We start from the raw sequence: 22146 nt of genomic DNA, 5'->3' as shown, positions 1-22146 counted from the left end.
CCCTCGCGTGGGCTGGTAACTAATTAGGCGAATGGCCGTTGGTTGACTCGAATGCGGCCGCGAGCTCGCTCAACCTCTCCCGCAAGCGGGAGAGGCGGCGCACCTGACGCGAAGCAACGGTCAAGCTCAATGTCGGCACACTCTAATCCTCGAACCCGTTCGGCATGTCGGCTTTCGCAAGCGCCGTCGCGCGCGCCTTCATCCAGCCGTCGAGAAACGCCTTGTCGTCGGACGGCGGGTTGGACTTGCCGTAATCGGCCCACGCGGCTGCCAGCACCTCCTGCCGCTTGATCAGCTTGTTGTTGTGCGCCTCCTGCGCATCGCTCCATTGCCCGGCTTCCTTCAGGGCCTTCACCGAGCCGGGATGCACCGGCACCACCCAGTTCTTGGTCTGGCGGTCGGCGGCGAGGCCGCCGGCGCCGGGCGCGGAGTCCTTGTAGGCATCGTAGTTGACGATCATCGCCTTGGTGATCGCATAGACCTGGTCGGCCGGCTGCGAGGCATAGGCGACGAAGATCGGGTAGGGGTAGTTGCCGAGCTCGACCGGCTTGTCCGGCGAGATGCCGGCCCCGCAGGTCGCGACTTGCGGGAAGAAGAACGAGCCGACCTTCTGCATCCGCGCCCAGCCTTCCTTGTCCTTGGCGGGCAGCGGCGGCCAGATCAGGCCGCGCGGCGAGGTCTCGGCTTCCTTGGCGGGGCCGGTGATGGTGGTGCCGAAAGCGGCATCGACGTCGTTGTTGATCAGGCCTTTCCACATCGCGCCGTAGCTCGCGAATTCGACGGCCTTGACGTCCTTCTGCGTCAGCCCGGCGAAGGCGAGCACTGCGAGCGAGTTCTGGTTCAGCGCGGGTGAGCCGACCACGAAGCCGACACGCTTGCCCTTGAGGTCCTTCAGCTCCTTCACACCGGTGTCGGCGGCGACGCCGAGCGATCCGCAATTGCAGTCGACGGTCGAGAGCAGGATCTGAAGCGGCTGCGGACCCCATTCCTTCGCGCCGAACTCGAACATGCCTTCCTGCGCGAAGTAGGTGCCGGATCCCATCGCCGAGGATGCCGCGCGCTTGGCGCGCAGCGGCGCGAGGCGGGCGACGTCGTTCCCTGCGGGCAGCACGCGCACATCGGTGCCGTATTTGTCCTTCATCATCTTGCCGACGCCGACGGCGATGTTGAAGCCGGCCGTTCCGGTGTCATAGGCGGTGAACGTCAACGTCGCCGGCAGCTTGATGTCTTCGGCGAACGAATAGCGTGTAGACGCAAAAGAGATGCCCGCCACCAAGGCAGGCGCGAGCATGAGCAGCCCACGAAGCATGTTTCCCTCCAATGATCGTCGCGTTTGCCGCGAAGAATTTCGTTCTTTGTTTGAAACAGAGTTTTGTTTGCGACGGATCATGTCACCCGCATCAGGCGATGGCAACGCCGTACCGGGAATGCGACGCATCGGACTGACACATTGTCGCGGAGGATGCGGCCTCGCGGCGAATACGGAGTGCTCGGCCCATGGTTCGAGACGCGCCGTAAGCGGCGCTCCTCACCATGAGGTCTACGAATCTGCGGCGAAAACAGACCTTATCCCGAGCAGCCCGCCGTAGCGGGCGTCTCGAAGGATGGCCACGAAGAGAACGCACTTCAGCTCGCGACAATCGCGACCGCCTGTCCCTCGGCAACGACGTCGTCGAGCTTCACCAGAAGCGATGTGATGGTGCCGTTCGCGGGCGAGGATACCGGTATCTCCATCTTCATGGCTTCGACGATTACAACGTCATCGCCATCCGCAACGGTTCCTCCAACTTGCACGGGAGTTGCGCAGACGCGCCCGGCGACCTCCGTGACGATCTTAATTTCTGGCATGCCATCGCCTTTTTGTTGTCGTCGCAAAATGCCTGAGGTAGCGTCGACTGCAAGTGGAATTTAATTCCGCACAGCGGAACAAACGGTAGGGAACATGGGACGACGATCCGAGCGGTTGAGTAGGCAAGGTGTGCTCGCTGGCGATGCCGGTGAGGGTGATGTCATCCAGGTGGTCTCGCGCGCGTTCGACGTGTTGCGATGCTTCGAGGGCCACGAGGCAAGGCTCGGCAATCTCGAGATTTCAAATCGCTGCGGCCTGCCGCGCTCGACGGTGTCGCGGCTCACGCACACGCTGACGCGGATGGGCCAGTTGGTCTACCTGCCGCGCGATCAGAAATATCGCATCGGCCCGAGCGCGGTGGCGATGAGTGCCTCGATGATGAAGGGCGCGCAGCTGCGCAGCATGATCCGGCAACGGCTTCAGGAAGTCGCCGAGCAGCTGCCGGGCACAGTCGGCCTCGTCGTGCCCGATCGCTTCCATCTGGTCTATCTGCAGTTCGCGCGCTCGCCGACCGCCCTCGGCCTGCACGAGGGCACCGGCAGCCGCATCTCGATGGCCTCGACCGCCGCGGGCGCGGCCTACACCGCGGCGCTGGCGCCGGAGATCGGCGATGCCTTCATCGCGGACGTGGAACGGGAAGCGCCCGAGGCTGCGAAGATCCTGAAACCCCGCATTGAAGCCAATCGGCAGATGTTGCGTGAGCGCGGATATGTCGTGGCCTGTGGCCTCTGGAGCCCGCACATCAACGGGCTCGCGGTGCCGATCTGGTCGCCGCAGTACCAGACCTACGTCGTCATCACGATCGGCCTTCTGTCCACGATGTATGACGAGCAGCGGCTGCATGCCGAAGTCGCACCCCTGATGCTCGAGCTCGGCCGTTCGCTCGGCAGCCTGATGGAGGGCGCGGAAGGCGACGCCTTCAACAACCGCATCCCGCGTAAACCGGTCGCAATGGCCGTGCACAACAATAACAAGCCGATCAATTCGGAGGGAGTGAATGAACTGGAAGCCGGAACTCGACGAGCTCGCCCGGCGCGAAGCCTTCGCGCGGGAGATGGGCGGCGTTGACAAGGTCAAGCGACAGCATGACCAGGGCCGGCTGACTGTTCGGGAGCGTATCGACAAGCTGATCGATCGCGGCAGCTTCCACGAGATCGGTGCCGTCTCCGGCATCGGTGAGTACGATAGCAGCGGCGAGCTGCAGAAATTGACGCCGGCGAACTGCGTGTTCGGCCGTGCGCGCGTCGACGGCCGCACCGTGGTTGTGGTCGGCGACGACTTTACGGTACGGGGCGGCTCGGCGGATGCGTCCATTTCCGCAAAGCCGCTGATGGCGGAGGAGATGGCGCATGATTTCCGCCTGCCGATCGTCCGCATCATCGAGGGCTCCGGCGGCGGCGGTTCGGTCAAGACCATCGAGACCAAGGGCGCGGCGAATCTGCCTGGAGGCATCGGCGGCACGCGCTGGTATCGCTTCACGACGGAGAATTTGTCGCGCGTTCCCGTGGTCGCCCTCGGCCTTGGCTCGGTCGCAGGGCTCGGTGCCGCGCGGCTTGCCGCCAGCCACTATTCGATCATGACGAGGAAGTCCGCGATGTTCGTCGCGGGGCCGCCGGTGGTGAAGGCGCTCGGGCAGGACCTCTCGAAGGAGGAGCTCGGCGGCGCCGACATCCAGACCCGCGCCGGCGCGGTCGATCATGCCGTCGATACGGAAGAAGAGGCGTTCGCCTGCGCGCGGCGCTTCCTGTCCTATCTGCCGTCATCGGTCTATGAGCTGCCGCCGACCTTGCCCTGCACCGACAATCCCGAGCGCTCCGAAGAGGCGCTGATGAACGCTGTGCCGCGCAACCGCAAGCAGGTCTACAAGATGCGGCCCATTATCGAGTCCGTCGTGGACAAGGGCTCGTTCTTCGAGGTCGGCAAGAATTTCGGCAAGCCCATCATCGTCGGTCTCGCGCGACTCGAGGGCAGGGCGGTGCTGGTCCTCGCCAGCGACAGCTTTCATTATGGCGGCTCCTGGACGGCGGATGCCTGCCAGAAGGTGGTGCGCTGGGTCGACTTCGCCGAAACTTTTCATCTGCCGGTCGTCTATCTCATGGACTGCCCGGGCTTCATGATCGGCCTCGATGCCGAGAAGGCCGCCACCATCCGCCACGGCGTTCGCGCCATGGCTGCGGTGAACCAGACCACCGTGCCCTGGTGCACCGTGATCCTGCGCAACGCGTTTGGTGTTGCGGGCGTGGTGCATCAGCCGGCCGACCGCTTCTCGATCCGCTACGCCTGGCCGTCGGCCTATTGGGGCTCGCTGCCGCTCGAAGGCGGCATCGAGGCTGCCTACCGCGCCGACATCGACGCTGCCGAGGACAAGGCGGAGAAGCTCAAGGAGATCGAGGAGCGCCTCAACAAGCTGCGCTCGCCGTTCCGCTCGGCCGAGAAATTCTGGGTCGAGGAGATCATCGATCCCCGCAAGACGCGCTCGCTGCTGTGCGAGTTCGCGCGCCTCGCCGAGCCGCTGCGAAAAGCCGGGCCGCCGGAGAATTTTTCGATCAGGCCTTGATATTGGCCATCGCTGCCGCGCGACAATCTTGTCGCGGCCGCGATGGCGTGACCTCAAAACAATTACGCGCTACGTTCCCCGAACAAGAACAAGAGGACGCGCCAATCGTGTATGACTTCATTATCGTGGGCGGCGGCTCGGCGGGGTCCGTGCTGGCCCACCGGCTCTCCGCGAGAAGTGCCAACAAGGTCCTGCTGTGCGAAGCCGGGCAGGACACGCCGCCCGGCAACGAGCCGGCCGAGATCAGGGACAGCTATCCGGGTACGGCCTATTTCGATCCACGCTTCCACTGGACCGAGCTCAAGGTCACGACGCAGGTCGTCAGCCACAACAACCCGCACGTGGGCCGGCCCCCCTTGCGCAAATACGAGCAGGCGCGCGTGCTCGGCGGCGGCTCATCGATCAACGGCCAGATGGCCAACCGCGGTGCTCCCACCGATTACGACGAATGGGACGCGCGCGGCGCCGAAGGGTGGACCTGGAACGACGTGCTGCCCTTCTTCAAGAAGGTCGAGCGCGATCTCGATTTCGACGGACCGTACCATGGCAAGGATGGCCGGATCCCGGTCCGCCGCATCCCGCGCGAGCACTGGACGCGGCATTCGCAGGCCTTCGCCGATGCTTTCCAGCAGGCCGGCCACCGATTCCTGCCGGACCAGAACGGCGAGTTCGTCGACGGCTATTTCCCGGTGACGCATTCCAATCAGGCCGAGCAGCGCGTCTCGGCCGCGATGGGCTATCTCGACCGCGACACCCGCCAGCGCGCCAATCTCACGATCTCCACCAACACGCAAGTGCGCGAGCTGCTGTTCGAGGGGACGCGATGCGTCGGCGTGAAGGCCGTCGTGGACGGACGCGAGCAGGAATTCCGTGGACGCGAGATCATCCTCTCCAGCGGCGCCATCCATTCGCCGGCGCATCTGCTCCGCGCCGGCATCGGGCCGGTCGGCCATCTCAAGGATATGGGGATTCCCGTGCTGATGGGACTGCCGGGCGTCGGCCAGCGCCTGATGGATCATCCCTCGATCTCGCTGTCGTCCTTTGTCCGCCGCGGCGCGCGCATGAACGAGCACACCAGGCGCCACATGCAGCTTGGCCTGCGCTACTCGTCGGGCCTCGAAGGTGTGCCGAAGGGCGACATGTTCGTCGTCCTGCTCTCCAAATCGGCCTGGCATGCGGTCGGCGAGCAGATCGGTTCGCTCTTGACCTTCGTCAACAAGACCTATTCCGAGACCGGACAGGTCAAGCTGGCCTCGCGCGATCCGTCGGCAGAGCCGATCGTCGAGTTCAACCTGTTGTCCGACCGGCGCGATCTCGATCGCCTGATGAGCGGCTTCCGCAAGATGGCGGCGGTGCAGATGAGCGACGTGGTCAAGGCGGTGACGGACAAGCCGTTCCCGGCCGCCTATACGGACAAGGTCCGCAAGATCGGCGTGGTCAACACCAGGAACAGGATCTTGACCAAGATCGCCGCGACCTTGATGGACGGACCGGCGGCGCTGCGTCACTACATGATCGACAATTTCGTGGTCGAGGGTTTTACCTTCGATCAGGTGATGAACGACGACGAGGCGCTGGAAGCCTTCGTGCGCAAGGCGACCATCGGCGTCTGGCACGCCTCCTGCTCATGCCGCATGGGCCGGGCCGACGATCCGATGGCGGTGGTCGACAATCAGGGCCGCGTCAAGGGCATCCAGGGCCTGCGCGTCGTCGACGCCTCGATCTTTCCGGTGGTGCCATGCGCCAACACCAACTTTCCCGTGTTGATGTCGGCGGAGAAGATCGCAGCAGCGATGATGCAGTGAATGGCGGCGTCGTGCCGATCACGGGCAGCGCAGTGACGAGGAGAGCTTGCTGCGGAATCCACGACCCATGCGAACCGGACTTGATTGCATGCGCTGCGTTGGACGCGCGGAGCGCTCATTCGTTCTCTGCGAGTTAATCATTTCGGTCGCTATTTGTAGGCTATGATGATTACAGACAGCGTCGCGCGGACGCAGCCATTTTCAGCCGCTCTTTAGGCCCATTTCAGCCAAACTGTTATTGATTTCTCGTTGCCTGGGGCAGGACCACTCTATTTTGGAGTCCTGCAATGTACAGGCTAGTAATTTCTGCGTATCTCTTCGTTGTCTTGAGCTCTGTTACTTCGGAAGCGCGACCTTATCGCATTCATCATGCTTCCGAATGCAACGTCACCATGCCTTGCGACTTCTCGTATTCGCAGATGCAGCGCGAGCGGACTTTCAAGTCTTCAATTACTTCCAGATACTCACTGAATTCCAGGCCGTCACTGCAAGCGTACCGCTCGACGCAACTGACAGTGACCGATGCTGGGGGCGCCGCCACGCCGGCGACCGTCTCCAGTGCCTCCGGGGCTCGCGTCGTCGGTGGTCGTCCGGCAGGTTGCCCTTCGTCCTTCTGCGGCTGCGGCGCGGCTCTGCGCGTGTTCGGTCGTATCGTGCCGGAATTGAATCTTGCGGCCAATTGGCTGCGCTTTCCGCGGACATCACCCGCACCGGGAATGGTTGCTGCGCGACGAGGACACGTTTTCGTTCTGGAGCAGCACCTCGGAGGCGATGTCTGGATGGCCTATGACGCCAACTCGGGCGGACACGCCACGAGAATCCACGCACGTTCATTGCGAGGGTATGCGATCGTCAATCCGCGCGGCGGTTCGGCGGCTTGAGGGCCGCGGACACCACTCTCGACAAGATCGCGGACGGGTCGCAACATCGTTGCGACCTGCCCACGCTCGACCGATCGTCGGCGCGGGGCGCAGCGTCGGTCACAGCCGCAGCACCTTGCCGGGATTCATGATGTTCTGCGGATCGAGCGCGCGCTTGATGGTTCGCATGATGTCGAGCTCGGTCTTCGAGCGATAATGGCTGAGCTCGTCGAGCTTGTCGATGCCGATGCCGTGTTCCGCCGAGATCGAGCCGCCCATCGAGGTGACGAGATCGTTCACGGCCCGCGTGATGGCCCCCTTGTATTGGGTCAGCGTCTGCTGATCCATGCCTGATGGCCCCATGAACGAAAAATGCAGATTGCCATCGCCGATGTGCCCCAAAGGATAGGGCCTGATGGTCGGGAGAATGTCGAGCACCGCCGTGGTGCCCTTGGCGATGAACTCCGGAATCTTGGAGATGGCCACCGACACATCGAAGCTGAGCCCCGGACCTTCGGCCCGGGACGCCTCGGCGACACTTTCGCGGATGCGCCACATGTTGCGCGCTTGACCGACCGTGTGGGCGATCACCGCATCGAGCACGCGGCAGGCCTCGAGTTGATGGCCAAGAAACTGCTCCATCTTCTCGGACATGCCCTCCGCGCCGTCCTGGCGCGCCCGCGAGGACGACCATTCCAGCAGCAGGTACCATGGCGTGTCGGCCTTGAGAGGATCCTGGGTGCCGGGAATATGGCGCAGCACCATGTCGATGGCGGCCCGGCTCATCAGCTCGCAGGAGCCGACATTGTCCTCGGACGCGCTGTGCGCTTCCGACAGGATCTCGAGGGCCGCGCGCGGATCGCGGATCGCCAGCCACGACGTAGAGACATCCTTCGGCGCCGGCCACAGCTTGAGCACGGCTTTGGTGATGATGCCCAGCGTGCCCTCGGCGCCCATGAAGAGGTGCTTGAGGTCATAGCCGGTGTTGTCCTTCTTGAGCGCGCGCAATCCGTCCCAGACCTCGCCGCTCGCCAGCACGACCTCGAGACCCAGCACGAGATTGCGGGCATTGCCATAGCGCAGCACCTGCACGCCGCCGGCGTTGGTCGATAGATTGCCGCCGATCATGCACGAGCCCTGGGCGCCGAGGCTGAGCGGCAGGAACCTGTCGTGCCGGCTTGCCGTCTCTTGAAGTGTCTGCAGCACGCAGCCGGCCTCGACCGTCATCGCGTAGCCGACGGGATCGACGTCCAGCACGCGGTTCATGCGGCCGAGCGACAACACGATGCCGGTGTGTGCAGGCCAGGGCGTTGCCCCACCCATCAGGCCGGTGTTGCCACCCTGTGGCACGATGGCGACGCCGTGCTCATGGCAAAGCCGGACCACTTTCGAGACCTCCTCGGTGCTGCCAGGACGGACGACGGCGCCGGCACCGCCAACCAGCAGTCCCCGCCAATCCGTCACGAATGGCTGCTTGCCGTGCGCGTCCTCGATGAGGCCCTTCTCACCCACGATCACGCGCAACGCATCGCGCATCTCGGCCGTCAAGGGAGCGGTCGGAATGGTGGGTTCGGACGACGGAAAGGCAGCCGGCATTTTCGTTTCCCCTGGCGCATCTTGGTGTGCACTGCGCACGTAACGTGCCCGGGTTATTGTCCACGTTTGGCGCGGGGAGTCTAACGGCAAGATGTCTCGAACTGCAGCCGGTGACGAATGCGGTCCGCGGGAGAGTTGAGCCTTGGGACGACGAGCGGTTGATTTTGCAAGACAGTCGGTCTAATAAATCATGATGAATAGAGCAGCCTCGGTTCCAGAGCCGCGCCGACGGGGGCGTCCTCCCAAGGACCAGTCGCAGCCGAATGCGCCGCGCGCGCGTCTGTTGCGGACGGGCGTTGCTATACTGACCGAGAAGGGATTCAGCGCCGTCGGCGTCGAGGAGATCCTGGATTCCGCGGACGTGCCGAAAGGGTCGTTCTATCATTACTTCGGCAGCAAGGAGGCTTTTGGCCTCGAGCTGATCGATGCCTATGCCGCCTATTTCGCCCGCAAGCTGGATCGATGGTTCGACGACATAGAGCGGGCTCCGCTGGATCGCCTGCGCGATTTCATCGCAGACGCGCGGTCGGGCATGGCTCGCTACGGCTATCGACGTGGCTGTCTCGTCGGCAATCTCGGGCAAGAGATGGGGGCGCTGCCGGAGCCGTTCCGAAAGCGCCTCGCCGCCGTCTTCAGGGATTGGGAGGCGCGGACCTCACGCTGCCTCCGCGCGGCGCAGCAGGCGGGCGACGTCCCCGAAGGCGTCGATTGCGACAGCCTCGCGCAGTTCTTCTGGATCGGCTGGGAGGGCGCGGTGCTGCGGGCGAAGCTGGAAAGGCGCCCCGACGCGCTCGACGTCTTCGCGCGAGGATTTCTCGCCATGATCCAGGCGAAGGAACGCGTGATCGTACCGATTTCCATCGACGAGTACCGAGGATAACCAGGCCATGACCCAGGCACTTGCCATCAGCCGCTTCCCTGTCCCTGATCTGGCCGACATGCCAGAGGACATCCGCGCCCGCATCGTCGCCGTCCAGGAGAAGTCCGGCTTCATCCCGAACGTCTTTCTCGTGCTGGCGCACCGGCCGGACGAGTTTCGCGCATTTTTTGCCTATCACGACGCGCTCATGGACAAGCCCGGCAACACCACCAAGGCCGAGCGGGAAATGATCGTGGTTGCGACCAGCAACCTCAATCAATGCCAGTATTGCGTCGTCGCCCATGGCGCGATCCTGCGGATCCGCGCCAAGGATCCGCTGATCGCCGACCAGGTCGCGGTCAATTACCGCAAGGCGGATATCACCGACCGGCAGAAGGCGATGCTCGATTTCGCCGTGCGCGTTTCGACCGAGGCCTACAAGGTTTCCGAATCCGATTTCGCCACGCTGAAATCGCACGGGTTCACGGAAGACGACATCTGGGACATTGCCGCGATCTCGGCCTTCTTCGGTCTCTCCAACCGGCTTGCCAACGTCACCAGCATGCGTCCGAACCCGGAGTTCTACAACATGGGACGTGGTTGACCGGATTCGCATGTTCACAACCGGCGGCGCCACGGCTCAAATGATGCGGACGTGTCCGGACGTCGATCTTGTTCGATGGGCCTGACTGGAAATCGAGGGAGAGGTGAAGAGATGACAGACTTCGTAACGCCGCGAGAGATGGCGGAGATGATACCCTCGGGATGCAAGCTCGGCCTGGCGCCGGACGATTACGCCGCGGCACCAGGACTGGTTCGGATGCTGATCGATCGCGGCATTCGCGATCTCCATGTGGTCTGCGCACCGATCGGCGGCATGCAGGTCGACATGCTCATCGGCGCTGGCGCCGTGGCAACGCTGGAGACGAGCGCCGTCAGTCTCGGCGAAGCCGGCGGCGCGCCCTGCTTCAGCCGGGCTGTCCGCGACGGATCTATTCGCCTCCGTGATGCCACTTGTCCCGCGGTGTTCGCAGGGTTGACGGCCGCGGAGAAGGGCGTTCCGTTCATGCCGATCCGCGGCATCATCGGCAGCGACGTCCTGGAGAAGCGCGACGACTGGAAGGTGACGTCCAATCCGTTCGACGACGGCGAGAAGATCGTCGTGGTCTCGGCGATCCAGCCCGATGTCGCTTTGTTTCATGCGCCTGAAGCAGACAGGTTCGGCAATGTGCGGCTGGGCCGCCGGCGCGAAACGATGCTGCTGGCCCATGCGTCGAAGCGGGCTTTCGTGACCGTGGAGCGCATCTCCGAGACGTCGCTGCTCGAGGACGAGAAGATGGCCGCGGGCGTCCTGCCCGCGATCTATGTGAGCGCGGTGGCACAGCTGAAGAACGGTGGATGGCCCACCGGGCTTTACGCCGAATATCCCAGGGATGGACAGGAAGTCGAGAAATACGCGCGCGCGGCGCGCTCGCCGGAAGGGTTCCAGGCCTACATGCGGGGCGCGAGGAGCGCGGCATGAGCGAGGCGTGCACCAGCCGCGAGTTGATGATCTACACGATCTCGCGGCTGCTGAAGGGCGTGCGGCATGTTGCAGTCGGCCAATCCTCGCCGATGCCGGCGGCGGGAGCGATGCTCTTGCGCGCGCTCAACCAGCGTGACGGGTTGGAGCACGTGCAGGTCTCGATCCTCGGGTCGGTCAAGCACAATTCCTTCACTGGCGGTGCCGAGGAGCTGTTCGATTGCGCTGCGCAGGGGCGCCTTGACGCCTTCTTTCTCGGCGGCGGCCAGATCGACGGTCAGGGCAACGTCAATCTCGTTGGCACCGGCGACTATCCGAACAATCCGGTCAGGTGGCCCGGCTCGTTCGGCTCCGCCTATCTGTACTTCCTGGTGCCGCGGGTCATTCTGTTCCGCGAAGAGCACAGCCTGCGATCCCTGGTGGAGCGCGTGGACTTCGTCTCCGCGCCTGGAGTTACCGACGAGACGGTCTATCGGCGAGGCGGCCCTCATGCCCTGCTGACCAATGCGGCGTTGTTTTCCTTCGACCGGGAAGCGGGACGTTTCCGCCTCGAGAGCACGCATCCGGGATATGGTTGGCGCGACATTCGAGGCACGACGGGATTCTCGTACGACAACGAGAGATGCGAGGTCACGACGCCGCTGCCGGACGAGGCGACGCTTGCTTTGATCCGGGGGCGAATCCGCGAGGAACTGCGCGAGTGCTATCCGCAGTTCGCGGGCAATATGCCCGGTCCGAACTGAGGCGGGATTTCGCTCCGGCGACGTTCTCTGTGGCCATCCTTCGAGGCGCAAGCCGTTGGCGGGCCTCAGGATGAGGACGGAGTGTGCGGCAGCACTCTCAACGGGCACCGATGCCGCTTAGCCTCATCCTGGGAGACCGCAAAGCGGTCGTCTCGAAGGACGAGGCGCGCGCTTGGCTGGCGGAAAATGCCGTATGCGATTGCCCTGCGCTCCCGCGGGGCATTTGCGGCCAAGCGGGACCGACGGGAACTTGCCGCGGCGATATCGGCTTCATTACCGGCTGATGTGTCGATCCCGGCAACGTTCAGGCAATCTCTGCAACATTTCTAAACATCTTCGACAACTTCCCGCGGCCATCAGGGCGTAGAACGCGCTCGGACTTTACAGATCAGGATTGGCAGAATGCGATTGAAGGTTTTGGCGGCGCGCATGAGCATTGGCGCGGCCTGGCTCGTGCTCGTCGGCACCGGCCCGCTGCGCGCAGAGCCGGTGTTCGACAGTCTGGCCGGCGCATGGTCGGGCATCGGCACCATGAAGCCGTCGGACGGTCCGCGCGAGAAGGTTCGCTGCAAGGTGGCGTACAACGTCACCAGGCCGGGACGGTCGTTGACACTCGACCTGCGCTGCGCAAGCGATGCGTACAAGATGGTCCTGTCCGCGAACATCGAGCAGAGCGGGACGGAGCTTTCCGGCAACTGGTTCGAGAGCGAGTACCGGCAGGGCGGCAAGGTCTACGGCACCAACAAGGACGGCCTGATCGAGGCGCGAATAGAGGGGAAACACAGTGGCCGCGCTGGTGACGATCCAGACCAGGAGTAACCGTCAATCCTTCCTGATGGAGGCGCCGGGCTCCTGGATGGCGGAGGTCGCGATCGAATTGAACAAGGACGCGAAGTAGCCGCTCTCCGGAGAGTCCAGGAGACGGCTGGACCCTAGAGCATGATCCGGAAAAGTGCGCAGAGGTTTTCCGAAAAGTTCATGCTCAAGCAATAAACTAAAGCGCGATGACGATTCATCCTAATCTCATCGCGCTTCAGTGGATGAGCTGGTTCAGAAAACCCTTCGCCCGCTTGATGATCAACGCTTGATGATCAACGCTTGGGAAGCGACGCCATCACCTCGCCCGCGTCTCCGTCCTCAAGGCAGGGCGTGACGGTCAACGGGAGCAGGTCAGACCATTGCGCGAGCCAACGATACATGGCTTTTGGATCACTCGATTCAGAGATCGCGAATCCCTGTCCATTCATGCCATGCCAGCGGCCCAGCATCTTGACGCCCTCGGGTGGTGCGCCACCGGTCTCGAGAAAGCGGGCGACGGCTGCATTGAAGGTGCCTTGAGGTACGCTCCAGGTGGTTATGAATTTCATGCGATTCTCCCATGACCAGAATTATCGGATGAACGTCGCGGCTGCGCCGCATGCGCACGATAGCGCCTGCGTATCGAATGACAACGGCGAATGAACACGCGCGTCGGTTTGATCCCTCCTGCTTTTTGCGCAAGCGCTGGTTTGGACGTAAGACGGCTACTTGCCGTCGTTCCAGATGTCGGTGGCGAGCTTCCAGTCGTCTCCGACCTTCTCCCAGACGACGACATACTTTCCGGTCACTTCCTGCGGTGTCGATCCCTTGGTCTTCAGGACGAACGTGCCGATCTCACGGGCCGCGGAAGAACCGAGTGGCTTGACATCCACCGTTGTGAGCTTCGGATCGGTCACTTGTTCAGCCATGCTTTTCCACATGACCTCGATGGCTGGTCGACCCTGCACCATCGCGGAGCCCGGCGGGAGCGCGGTCGCATCAGCGCTGTAGAGGGATGCAATCCCGGAAAAATCTCCCTTGTTGAACATCTCTATCCATTTCGCATTGTTCGCTTCGATCTCGGCCTTCTGAGCCAAAGCCGGCGCGCTCAACGCGATCACGATTGCAATCGCCGATGCAATGTTGCGCATGATCATCTCCAGACTCAATGTACGATGCGGACAAAGGGGCAGTCGTCTCGTCTCGAAGTGGATGCATTGAATGGCCCATCCCAGACCGGGACAGACGCAACGGCAATTCCGGAGAATTACCGTCAGCACCATTGACGAAGCTGCGCAGGGGAAAATTGACGGGCAATTGACCTGACGAGTATTCCATGTCGCGGCTCGAACGCTTGACCAGGCGCGCTCTTCGTCCCTGGCGGGCGCGGCCCGAAGGGGTTGGCATTGCCGGCGCAGCGTTCGGCCCGCTGCCTTTCGCAGCAAGCGCCGATTGGACGGGAAGCTATGCAGTCGTCCTGATCGGCTGCTGCATGCTTTGCATTGTCTGCGGCGCCGTAGCGTTCGCCGTCAAACGACCCTCTTCGCCGCTTAGTCGATGTTGAATTGCAAGATGGGAGTAACGCCATGACAGGCGAAGAAACGACCATCGTGGCGGGCATCGAAATTCCATCAACCGACCACTTCTTTCTGGCGTTGATCTTCGGGGTGCATATCCCCCTGGGCCTTGCGAGCGTTGCGATCGGCGCAATCGCAATGTCGAGTCAGAAGCGTCGCGGGCGTCATTCTAGGCTTGGAACGATCTATTTCTGGTGTCTGCTGGCGCTCTTCGCGTCCGCGACGTTACTGTCGCTTATGCGCTGGGCCGAAAACTATCACTTGTTCGTCCTCGGTACGTTGTCGTTCGCCTGCGCCTGGATCGGTCGCACTGCGCTCCGGCACCGCTGGCGGTATTGGGTCAGGGTCCATATCGCGGGGATGGGCCTGTCGTATATCCTGATGCTGGTTGCCTTCTACGTGGACAACGGAAAGCAGCTTCCACTTTGGAAGGACCTGCCTCATTTCATGTACTGGTTGATACCTTTGGCCGTTGGTATTCCGCTCATCGTTCGGGCGCTTCTGTGGCCGCCGTTAGCGCCAGCCCGCCCTGATTTCCACCTGATGCGGTAGCTAACGACATTCCTTCAATCGACGTCCTACCGCGGCGCCTCCTGCGGTTTGTTTTGGGGCCTTGCACGGCCGATTTGGGTCCGGAGGTGGCTGACCTCTATCCCAAGCCGAGAGATTGGGACTCGGAAAAAGGCTTGTCCTTCCAGTTCGGGTCACAAAAGGGATCAATGACTTAGCGGGTCCGCAAATCGTCTGCCTCGGCTCGGCCCGTCTCAGCAACCGACTGTTGCAAATCGGGGCGCGGCCGAGACAGGAGAAAGGACCGCCGCCAGCTGCTCGGGGACTGTCAACGTCCAGGGGCCGAGGCGGCGGTCCTCAGGCGCGAGAACTTGGGGAGTCCTAGGGCCTGAAGGCAACGATAGCGGCTGCGATGCCGCTCCACCAAGCGGAGAACGATTGCTGCGTATGGAGAATTGTTGCGCATGCGCGAAGATCGGCGTCACTTCGCTTCCTTGTTCAATTCGATCGCGACCTCCGCCATCCAGGAGCCCGGCGCCTCCATCAGGAAGCGACTTGCTCGAAACGATCTGCTGTTGTTCCACCCCGGTGGTTGCGAGAGGGACCCGAAGGCCCATTACACCATTGCATCGAATATTCAGTTGCGGTGGCACCCCGCCCGTCGGGCAAAACACCCTGTCAATCCCTCGACGCAAAAACATTCCTATTTACCGAATTTCGGATATGTCGTATCAATGGCTCATCCCGCCCGCCATAAGGGGCGTTTCGCGATCGTCACGAGACGCGGGCCGGGAGGCGGTGGCCGCGACGGCGTCGGCGCGCTGGGCAGGCTGCAGGGCGGGAATCCCCGTGAGCAGCTGCACGCGCGATACGACACGGCGCTGACGGCGTCCTTGGTTCGGCCACGATGGTGAGCGCACGCAAGCCATCGGGGACAGGAACGGGGATGTGCGCGGACGGCAAAATCGTGTGGTCCTGACGCCCGGGGTCTGTGCGTCAAGTGTTGCGGTGATGTTGCGGCTCAACCGGGTCAGCACATCAGTCATCCGCAACGCGACGGGGGCAATAGTGCATCGCTCCCCGGGGAGAGCGCGACATAAGCCGTAAAGCCATCCGCGCAGGGAATGCCGGTCGCCCGGCTACACCTGTTGTCCAACCCGTGCGCGTCTTGTTCGCACACGGGACCGCGGGTGCCAGCCGGCGCCCGGCCTTCCCTGCGCCCTTTCTGAACAAGAAGGGCAACGACGAGAGCAAAGCTCGGGCGAAATGAGCCGCGAGAATGCGATAGTGTGTCTTCCGAATGGATCATGTTTATGGGCAGTCTCGTGCCCCGGACGCAGCGCAGCGTCCCTTCGACGTTGCGCTGCAGAGCCGGAGCCCATGATCGCGACGAACCGTGTAGCTTCTGGGTCCCGGCTTGGCGCAGCAACGCTCAAGGCGTTGCTGCGCGTCCGGGACACAAGCGTCCCTTACGCGCTCTCCGTCTCCCGGTGCACGTCGTGCACGACGAGCCCCATGCCTTCCTCCGGCATCTTGATCCAGTCGCGGCGCTTCAGCGTCCGCTTGGTGTCTTCATAGCCGCTGGTCCAGTGCTCGCGCATCGAGGTGCCCGAGAATTCGTGGTCCTTGGCGTCGCCCTCATAGGCCTTCTGCTGGTAGATCAGATGCAGGATCGCGATCTCCGGCATGTGGCACAGGCTCGTCTTCAGCTTGCGCTCCTCGTCGGACAGTTGCTCGTCCGGCAGCTTCGCCAGCGCCTTGTGGAGCAGGACCTTGAGATTGTGGGTGCGGCGATAGACGTCGGTGTTGTGGCGCGTGCGCGAGGAATACATGATGTCCTTGTGGCGAGCCATCACGTCCTGGATCGAGCGCGGCAGCACGCCGCGCGCGCTGAACAGGTCGACCTGAAACACCAGCGAATTGAGCGCATCCTCCTGGTCGAGCAGGTGTTGCAGCGGCGTGTTGGAGACGATGCCGCCGTCCCAGAAATGATCGGTGCCGATCCGCACCATCGGCAGCGCCGGGGGCAGGGCGCCGGAGGCCATGATGTGCTCCGGCTCGATCTCGTCATGGGAATTGTCGAAATAGATGAAATTGCCCGAGAGCACGTTGACCGCGCCGACCGCGAAGCGGACCCTCTTCTCGTTGATGAGATCGAAGTCGACCAGCTCGAGCAGGCTCTCCTTCAGCGGCATCGTGTCGTAATAGCTGGTCGCGGTGCGCGCGCCGACCGGGCTGAACCAGGGATTCATTTGGTGCGGGGTGAAGAATCCGGGCTGGCCCATCGCCGAGGTCATCCAGGCGCTGGTGAGATTGCGCCACTGGCGGAAGACGTCGCCGTCGGGCGTGTAGTGCCAGATCTTGCGGTTGGTGATGCGCTCCCAGAAGATGCGCAGCGCCTCGAGCCGCTTTTCCGGCTTGTTGCCGGCGATGATGGCGGAGTTGATCGCGCCGATCGAGACACCGCAGACCCAGTCGGGCTCGATGCCGGCCTCGTGCAGCGCCTGATAGACACCGGCCTGGTAGGCGCCGAGCGCGCCGCCGCCCTGCAGCACCAGCGCGATGCGATCGCAGCGTTCGGGCCGCCAGCCCCGCGAGGGCGCCTGATGGCTCTGATATGTCGGATGCGACGTGCGGGCGTCCATGGCGATGCCTCCTGCTTGCGCAAGACGATTGCGTCACGTGGTGACGGCGTGATGACAGGGCGGCACCGATGCATCGCCGGCAACGCAGACCGACCACGCTGCAATGGCAGGGGTCGTGCGCCTGACGGAAAAGCTTCACATCGCAGTCAATGAGGATCGCTAGCAATTGCCGCCGATCAGGAACACAGGAGACCAGCGATGCGAAGCGAAGACGTGCTGAGACTTCCGTCCATGCCCGCGGCGGGGCCGAGCTATCCGGCCGGTCCGTATCGGTTCGTCAACCGCGAATTCCTCGTCATCACCTACGAGACCGACCCGGAGCTGATCCGTGCCGGCCTGCCTGAGCCGTTGCAGCCGATCGACCAGCCGATCGTGCATTACGAATGGATCAAGATGCCTGACTCCTCCGGCTTCGGCAGCTACACCGAATCCGGCCTCGTCATCCCCGCGCGTCTCAACGGCGAGGACGTCAACTTCGTCTCGCAGATGTATCTCGACGACGATCCGCCGATCGCCGCCGGCCGCGAGATCTGGGGCTTTCCCAAGAAATACGCCCATCCCAAACTCGAGATCGTCAAGGACACGCTGACGGGCACGCTGGAATATGCCGGCCAGCTCGTCGCCATGGGCACCATGGGCTACAAGCACGAGAGCATGGCCGGCAACGGCGACCTCACCCGCGCCACGCTGTCGAAGACGCAGATCAATCTGAAGATGATCCCGGGCGTCGACGGCCGTCTCGAGGTCTGCCAGCTGGTTGCGATCAACCTCGTCGACATCGTGCCGAAGGGCTCCTGGATGGGGCCGGGCCGGCTGCACCTGGTGCCGCATGTGAATGCGCCGGTCGCCGATTTCCCGGTCCGCCGCTGCCTCGGCGCGCATCATTACATTGCCGATCTGACGCTGCCGTTCGGCCGCGTCGTCCATGACTACATCAGGCAAGCCGAGGCGGTCGCGACTGGGCTCGCGGCGGAATAGGGCGGCATCATCAAACTGTAACACTGGCGTAATTGAGTACCCGCGTGGGGTCCGGAAGATGCCGTCAGCCATCTTCCGAAACGGGGCAGTTGTTGACGGTTGGGGCTATCCATGGCTGAGCCGGCAAAGCTTGCCAGCGCATTATCGAACGCCGAACCCGCCATTCCCGGCCTGGTCTGGGCCTTCCGCCTGCACAGCGACGGCAGTGCCGAGGCGCTGCCGGTCGACCAGCCGATCGAGTTCAGCCATGACGGCCGGCTCTGGCTGCATTTCAACCTGACCGACGCGCGGGCGCGGCCCTGGATCGCGGCGTCGCAGCTGCCGGCGCTTGCACGCGAACTGCTGCTGTCGAGCGACACCTTCCAGCAGCTTCACGTCATCGACCACTGCGTCTACGGCGTGTTTTCCGACCTCGTGCGTGAGATCGACAGCGCGACGGAGGAGACCGCGTTCCTGCGCTTCGCCATGACCGAGCACCTGCTGGTCTCCGGCCGCCATCAGGCGCTGTGCTCGGCGGACGCCACGCGGCGGGTGCTCGAAGGCGGCTACCGCGTCGACAATGTCGCTCATCTGCTCGAAAAGATCGTCGATGAGGTCGCGGACACGCTGGACCGGATGGCCGACAAGCTCGGCCAGGAGATCGACGATATCGAGGAGCGCATCCTCGCCGATGACGCGAGGCCGGAGATGCGCCGCAATCTCGGCCGGCTCCGCCGCACCTGCGTGCGGCTGCATCGGCAGCTCACCGGATTGCGCACGCTGTTTCACCGTCTCGATCAGAAGAACACCGATCATTTGTCGCCGGCGTTGCGGATCCAGGCCGGCAAGCTCGCGCAGCGGCTCGACGGGCTCGATCACGACATCGTCGAGCTGCGCGAGCGCAGCCGCCTGCTCGAGGAAGAGCTGCGCTTCAAGAACGAGGAGGAGAGCAACCGCCATCTCCACACCCTCTCGATCGTGACCTCGCTGTTGCTGCCGCCGACGCTGGTCACCGGCATCTTCGGCATGAACACCAAGGGCCTGCCGCTGACCGAGGTCGAAAGCGGATTTTTGTGGGCGGCAGTGTTGATGGCCTGCTCGGTTACTGCGGCCTACCTCTTCATGCGGCGCACCGGTATCTTCAAGTAGCGTGTGTCGATCGTGAGTTGGGGGACCCAAATATCCGTGGCGGCCGCGATCGCCCTGGCCTGCACGGCGACGAGCGCGCTCGCCGGTGCCAAGGACGAAAGCGCGGCCGCATGGCTGTTTCCCAAATGGTTCAACGAATGGCACGACGGCCTTGCCAGCAAGGGCCTGAATTTCGGCGCCACCTATATCGCAGACAATATCGCCAACGCCGCCGGCGGCGTGAAGCGTGGCGCCATCCATTTCGGCCGGCTCGATCTGTCGGTCGATGCCGATCTCGACAGACTGGTCGGCTGGACCGGCGGCCGCTTTTACGCCAATGCTCTCGTCATCTACGGCCAGGGGCTCAGCCGCAACTACGTGATGAACCTCGCCACCATCAGCGAGATCGAGGCGCTGCCGGACCAGCGGCTCTACAACGCCTATTTCGAGCAGAGCTTTTTCAATGACCGCCTGAACATCAGGGCCGGCCAGCAGGCCGCCGATGTCGAGTTCTTCGACAGCCAGACCGACGACCTCTTCATCAACGGCACCTTCGGCTGGCCCGCGATCAAGGCCAGCAATCTTCCGGCCGGCGGCCCGGCGCCGCCGATCGCGGTGCCCGGCATTCGCATCAAGGCCGCACTGACCGACAAGATCACCGCGTATGGTGCGGTGTTCAACGGCGATCCGTCCGGGCCCGGCGATGTCGATCCTCAGCTGCGCGATCATCATGGCCTGGCATTCCGCGTCAACGATCCGCCGTGGGTGATCGGGCAGGTCCGCTTCAACTACGACATCGATATCGGCGGCCGTCCGCTCGCCGGCAATTTCACGCCGGGCGCGTGGAAGCACTACGGCTCGTTCGACAGCCAGCGCTTGACGGCGGAGGGGATGTCGATCGCCGATCCCGGCGGCAGCGGCATTCCCGCAAGGCTCAAAGGCAATTACGGCATCTTCGCCGTGATCGAGCAGGTGCTGTATCGTCCGCCTGAGGTGACCGAGACCAGCACGTCGGCCTCGCTCCCCGGCATCACCGCGTTCGGCCGCATCGCCCACAGCCCGCCGGATCGCAATCTGATCGACCTCTATATGGACGGCGGCATCGGCTTCGTCGGCTTCACGCCGGGCCGCCCGCTCGACCGCTTCGGCGTGGCGATGGCCTATATGCGGATCTCGAACACCGCGCGCCATCTCGACGTCGACACGCAGGCCTTCACCGGCATCCGGAGCCCGGTGCGCAGCAACGAGACACTGATCGAGATGATCTACGAGGCGCACATCAAGCCGGGCTGGCTGATCGCGCCTTACTTTCAATATGTGTTCCGTCCCTCCGGCGGCATCGCGAATCCGAACGATCCGAGCGGTATTTCCAGGATCGGTGACGCCGCGGTGTTCGGCGTCACCACCACGATCCGGTACTAGGCCGAGGCCGTCGCCGGCTGTAGTTTGGGTTGCCGCGACAGCGCCAGCACGATCAACGAGGCGAACACGCAGAGCGCGCCGGCGATGAAGAACGCGGGCAAATAGCTCTCATAGACCGTCCGCGAGAGACCAGCGCCGAACGCCGCGGTGCCGGCGCCGAGCTGATGGCCAGCAAAGATCCAGCCGAACACCAGATTGGCGCGCTCGGGTCCGAATTTCTGCGCGGTGAGGCGCACCGTCGGCGGCACCGTCGCGATCCAGTCGAGGCCGTAGAACATCGCGAAGATCGAAAGGCCATAGAACGAGAAGTCGCTGAACGGCAGGAAGATCAGCGAGAGCCCGCGCAGGCCGTAGTACCAGAACAAGAGATAGCGATTGTCGTAGCGGTCCGACAGCCAGCCCGACATGATGGTGCCGAAGAAGTCGAAGATGCCCATGGCTGCGAGCAGGCTCGCGGCCTGCACCTGCGGGATGCCGAAATCGAGGCACATCGGGATCAGGTGAACCTGGACGAGGCCGTTGGTGGAAGCGCCGCAGACGAAGAAGGTCGCAAACAGGATCCAGAATGCAGTCGACTTCGAGGCATCGCGCAGCGTGCCGAGCGCCACGCCCGTGATCGAGCCGTGGCTCACGGGCGGGGTGGGCAGGGGCTCGGTGCCTTCGTCGCCGTACGGGCGCAGGCCGAGATCGCTCGGCCGGTCGCGCATCGCAAGCAGGACGGCCAGCGCAGAGACGCCGAGCATGATGCAGACGAAGCCGAGCGCCAGCCGCCAGCCGTAGCGATCGGTGAGGCTTGCGAGCAGCGGCAGGAACACGAGCTGACCAGTGGCGACGCTCGCGGTCATGATGCCGACGACGAGGCCGCGCCGTGCCGCGAACCAGCGCGTGGCAATGGTCGCGCCGAGCACCAGCGCGGTCATGCCGGTGCCGATGCCGATCACCACGCCCCAGAGGGCGACGAGCTGCCAGACCTGAGTCATGCCGAGCGATGCGACCAGCGCCGAGACCACGATCAGCTGTGCCGCCAGCGTGACGTTGCGCAGCCCGTAGCGGTTGAGCAGGGCGGCGGCGAACGGCGCCATCAGCCCGAACAGGATGAAACGGATCGACAGCGCGGAAGAGATCTCCGCCGTGCTCCAGCCGAACTCCTTTTGCAGGGGAACGATGAACACGCCGGGCGCGCCGACCGTGCCGGCGCTGATCAGCGCGGCAAGGAAGGTCACGCCGACCATCACCCAGCCGTAATGGATGTTGCGGCGGGACAATGCTGCCGCGAGCCAGTTCGAGATCATTGGGCCTCAATGCGGGTTGGCGAGCC

21 protein-coding genes are annotated in these 22146 nt (G+C 63.6%); 14 read left to right on the top strand and 7 right to left on the bottom strand.

Annotation, left to right across the window (positions count from 1 at the left end; all coding sequences use genetic code 11):
• Positions 1-142 precede the first annotated feature (142 nt).
• Complete coding sequence (locus GDN70_RS23525) at positions 143-1309, bottom strand: TAXI family TRAP transporter solute-binding subunit (protein ID WP_038970913.1); 1167 nt, start codon at positions 1307-1309, stop codon at positions 143-145.
• A gap of 317 nt (positions 1310-1626) precedes the next feature.
• Complete coding sequence (locus tag GDN70_RS23520; protein WP_028145145.1) at positions 1627-1848, bottom strand: acetyl-CoA carboxylase biotin carboxyl carrier protein subunit; 222 nt, start codon at positions 1846-1848, stop codon at positions 1627-1629.
• Between the two features lie 94 nt (positions 1849-1942).
• Here GDN70_RS23520 and GDN70_RS23515 point away from each other — a divergent pair, with 94 nt between their 5' ends.
• From GDN70_RS23515 to GDN70_RS23500, 4 genes are all read left to right on the top strand, one after another.
• The gene (locus GDN70_RS23515; protein ID WP_028145144.1) at positions 1943-2917 is read left to right on the top strand and encodes an IclR family transcriptional regulator; all 975 of its coding nucleotides are present in this window, start codon (positions 1943-1945) and stop codon (positions 2915-2917) included.
• The gene (locus tag GDN70_RS23510) at positions 2847-4406 is read left to right on the top strand and encodes an acyl-CoA carboxylase subunit beta (protein WP_028145143.1); all 1560 of its coding nucleotides are present in this window, start codon (positions 2847-2849) and stop codon (positions 4404-4406) included. Before GDN70_RS23515 ends, GDN70_RS23510 begins: the two co-directional genes overlap by 71 nt.
• A 107-nt stretch (positions 4407-4513) precedes the next feature.
• The gene (locus GDN70_RS23505; RefSeq protein ID WP_038970912.1) at positions 4514-6211 is read left to right on the top strand and encodes a GMC family oxidoreductase; all 1698 of its coding nucleotides are present in this window, start codon (positions 4514-4516) and stop codon (positions 6209-6211) included.
• 287 nt (positions 6212-6498) lie between these two features.
• Positions 6499-7092 carry a hypothetical protein gene (locus GDN70_RS23500; RefSeq protein ID WP_162832234.1) on the top strand — a complete coding sequence of 198 codons (594 nt, stop codon included), beginning with the start codon at positions 6499-6501 and terminating at the stop codon, positions 7090-7092.
• A 99-nt stretch (positions 7093-7191) separates the two neighbouring features.
• Here the strand turns inward: GDN70_RS23500 and GDN70_RS23495 are convergent, their stop codons facing one another.
• Complete coding sequence (locus GDN70_RS23495) at positions 7192-8667, bottom strand: FAD-binding oxidoreductase (RefSeq protein WP_038970911.1); 1476 nt, start codon at positions 8665-8667, stop codon at positions 7192-7194.
• A 283-nt stretch (positions 8668-8950) separates the two neighbouring features.
• Here GDN70_RS23495 and GDN70_RS23490 point away from each other — a divergent pair, with 283 nt between their 5' ends.
• The 5 genes from GDN70_RS23490 to GDN70_RS23470 all read left to right on the top strand — a co-directional run bounded on the left by GDN70_RS23490 (position 8951) and on the right by GDN70_RS23470 (position 12610).
• Entirely contained in the window at positions 8951-9547 is a 597-nt protein-coding gene (locus tag GDN70_RS23490) for a TetR/AcrR family transcriptional regulator (RefSeq protein WP_197742264.1), read from the top strand.
• Between the two features lie 7 nt (positions 9548-9554).
• The gene (locus GDN70_RS23485) at positions 9555-10130 is read left to right on the top strand and encodes a peroxidase-related enzyme (protein ID WP_038946427.1); all 576 of its coding nucleotides are present in this window, start codon (positions 9555-9557) and stop codon (positions 10128-10130) included.
• 111 nt (positions 10131-10241) lie between these two features.
• The gene (locus tag GDN70_RS23480) at positions 10242-11048 is read left to right on the top strand and encodes a CoA transferase subunit A (protein ID WP_038946428.1); all 807 of its coding nucleotides are present in this window, start codon (positions 10242-10244) and stop codon (positions 11046-11048) included.
• Positions 11045-11791 carry a CoA-transferase gene (locus GDN70_RS23475; RefSeq protein ID WP_038946429.1) on the top strand — a complete coding sequence of 249 codons (747 nt, stop codon included), beginning with the start codon at positions 11045-11047 and terminating at the stop codon, positions 11789-11791. The genes GDN70_RS23480 and GDN70_RS23475 overlap by 4 nt, the downstream gene beginning before the upstream one ends.
• A 402-nt stretch (positions 11792-12193) precedes the next feature.
• A complete protein-coding gene (locus tag GDN70_RS23470) occupies positions 12194-12610 on the top strand; it encodes a hypothetical protein (protein WP_244625814.1) in 417 nt (138 codons plus the stop codon).
• Between the two features lie 272 nt (positions 12611-12882).
• Here the strand turns inward: GDN70_RS23470 and GDN70_RS23465 are convergent, their stop codons facing one another.
• Positions 12883-13158: a DUF3303 domain-containing protein gene (locus tag GDN70_RS23465; RefSeq protein WP_018319867.1), complete on the bottom strand. Its 276-nt coding sequence runs from the start codon at positions 13156-13158 to the stop codon at positions 12883-12885.
• Between the two features lie 156 nt (positions 13159-13314).
• Positions 13315-13740 (bottom strand): DUF4440 domain-containing protein, encoded by a 426-nt coding sequence (locus GDN70_RS23460; RefSeq protein ID WP_028145136.1) that lies wholly within the window; start codon positions 13738-13740, stop codon positions 13315-13317.
• Between the two features lie 435 nt (positions 13741-14175).
• On the opposite strand from GDN70_RS23460, the gene GDN70_RS23450 reads away from it, so the two are divergent.
• Together GDN70_RS23450 and GDN70_RS23445 are read left to right on the top strand one after the other, a co-directional pair.
• Positions 14176-14718 carry a hypothetical protein gene (locus GDN70_RS23450; RefSeq protein ID WP_050995584.1) on the top strand — a complete coding sequence of 181 codons (543 nt, stop codon included), beginning with the start codon at positions 14176-14178 and terminating at the stop codon, positions 14716-14718.
• 422 nt (positions 14719-15140) lie between these two features.
• Complete coding sequence (locus GDN70_RS23445) at positions 15141-15590, top strand: hypothetical protein (protein ID WP_152036348.1); 450 nt, start codon at positions 15141-15143, stop codon at positions 15588-15590.
• A gap of 555 nt (positions 15591-16145) precedes the next feature.
• On the opposite strand, the gene GDN70_RS23440 is transcribed toward GDN70_RS23445, so the two are convergent.
• Positions 16146-17321 (bottom strand): patatin-like phospholipase family protein, encoded by a 1176-nt coding sequence (locus GDN70_RS23440; RefSeq protein WP_152103095.1) that lies wholly within the window; start codon positions 17319-17321, stop codon positions 16146-16148.
• Between the two features lie 198 nt (positions 17322-17519).
• Between GDN70_RS23440 and GDN70_RS23435 the strand changes: the two genes are divergently transcribed.
• From GDN70_RS23435 to GDN70_RS23425, 3 genes are all read left to right on the top strand, one after another.
• Positions 17520-18299: an acetoacetate decarboxylase gene (locus GDN70_RS23435; protein ID WP_152103094.1), complete on the top strand. Its 780-nt coding sequence runs from the start codon at positions 17520-17522 to the stop codon at positions 18297-18299.
• Between the two features lie 111 nt (positions 18300-18410).
• A complete protein-coding gene (locus tag GDN70_RS23430) occupies positions 18411-19427 on the top strand; it encodes a transporter (protein ID WP_152103093.1) in 1017 nt (338 codons plus the stop codon).
• A 30-nt stretch (positions 19428-19457) separates the two neighbouring features.
• A complete protein-coding gene (locus GDN70_RS23425) occupies positions 19458-20828 on the top strand; it encodes a carbohydrate porin (protein ID WP_371731596.1) in 1371 nt (456 codons plus the stop codon).
• On the opposite strand, the gene GDN70_RS23420 is transcribed toward GDN70_RS23425, so the two are convergent.
• Positions 20825-22120, bottom strand: a complete 1296-nt coding sequence (locus GDN70_RS23420) for an MFS transporter (protein ID WP_152103091.1) — start codon at positions 22118-22120, stop codon at positions 20825-20827. The two genes, GDN70_RS23425 and GDN70_RS23420, sit on opposite strands and share 4 nt — an antisense overlap.
• Positions 22121-22146: the final 26 nt, after the last annotated feature.

The sequence above is a fragment of the Bradyrhizobium sp. TM102 genome (assembly GCF_009176685.1).
Classification (GTDB): Bacteria; Pseudomonadota; Alphaproteobacteria; order Rhizobiales; family Xanthobacteraceae; genus Bradyrhizobium; species Bradyrhizobium ottawaense.
Note: the sequence above shows the minus strand (reverse complement) of the source record. Positions and strands in the feature narration are given on the sequence as shown.

Coding starts and splice junctions, on each gene's coding strand:
- GDN70_RS23525 (WP_038970913.1), bottom strand. CDS start 1,309: ATGCTTCGTGGGCTGCTCATGCTCGCGCCTGCCTTGGTGGCGGGCATC.
- GDN70_RS23520 (WP_028145145.1), bottom strand. CDS start 1,848: ATGCCAGAAATTAAGATCGTCACGGAGGTCGCCGGGCGCGTCTGCGCA.
- GDN70_RS23515 (WP_028145144.1), top strand. CDS start 1,943: ATGGGACGACGATCCGAGCGGTTGAGTAGGCAAGGTGTGCTCGCTGGC.
- GDN70_RS23510 (WP_028145143.1), top strand. CDS start 2,847: ATGAACTGGAAGCCGGAACTCGACGAGCTCGCCCGGCGCGAAGCCTTC.
- GDN70_RS23500 (WP_162832234.1), top strand. CDS start 6,499: ATGTACAGGCTAGTAATTTCTGCGTATCTCTTCGTTGTCTTGAGCTCT.
- GDN70_RS23495 (WP_038970911.1), bottom strand. CDS start 8,667: ATGCCGGCTGCCTTTCCGTCGTCCGAACCCACCATTCCGACCGCTCCC.
- GDN70_RS23485 (WP_038946427.1), top strand. CDS start 9,555: ATGACCCAGGCACTTGCCATCAGCCGCTTCCCTGTCCCTGATCTGGCC.
- GDN70_RS23480 (WP_038946428.1), top strand. CDS start 10,242: ATGACAGACTTCGTAACGCCGCGAGAGATGGCGGAGATGATACCCTCG.
- GDN70_RS23475 (WP_038946429.1), top strand. CDS start 11,045: ATGAGCGAGGCGTGCACCAGCCGCGAGTTGATGATCTACACGATCTCG.
- GDN70_RS23470 (WP_244625814.1), top strand. CDS start 12,194: ATGCGATTGAAGGTTTTGGCGGCGCGCATGAGCATTGGCGCGGCCTGG.
- GDN70_RS23465 (WP_018319867.1), bottom strand. CDS start 13,158: ATGAAATTCATAACCACCTGGAGCGTACCTCAAGGCACCTTCAATGCA.
- GDN70_RS23460 (WP_028145136.1), bottom strand. CDS start 13,740: ATGCGCAACATTGCATCGGCGATTGCAATCGTGATCGCGTTGAGCGCG.
- GDN70_RS23450 (WP_050995584.1), top strand. CDS start 14,176: ATGACAGGCGAAGAAACGACCATCGTGGCGGGCATCGAAATTCCATCA.
- GDN70_RS23445 (WP_152036348.1), top strand. CDS start 15,141: ATGCGCGAAGATCGGCGTCACTTCGCTTCCTTGTTCAATTCGATCGCG.
- GDN70_RS23440 (WP_152103095.1), bottom strand. CDS start 17,321: ATGGACGCCCGCACGTCGCATCCGACATATCAGAGCCATCAGGCGCCC.
- GDN70_RS23435 (WP_152103094.1), top strand. CDS start 17,520: ATGCGAAGCGAAGACGTGCTGAGACTTCCGTCCATGCCCGCGGCGGGG.
- GDN70_RS23430 (WP_152103093.1), top strand. CDS start 18,411: ATGGCTGAGCCGGCAAAGCTTGCCAGCGCATTATCGAACGCCGAACCC.
- GDN70_RS23420 (WP_152103091.1), bottom strand. CDS start 22,120: ATGATCTCGAACTGGCTCGCGGCAGCATTGTCCCGCCGCAACATCCAT.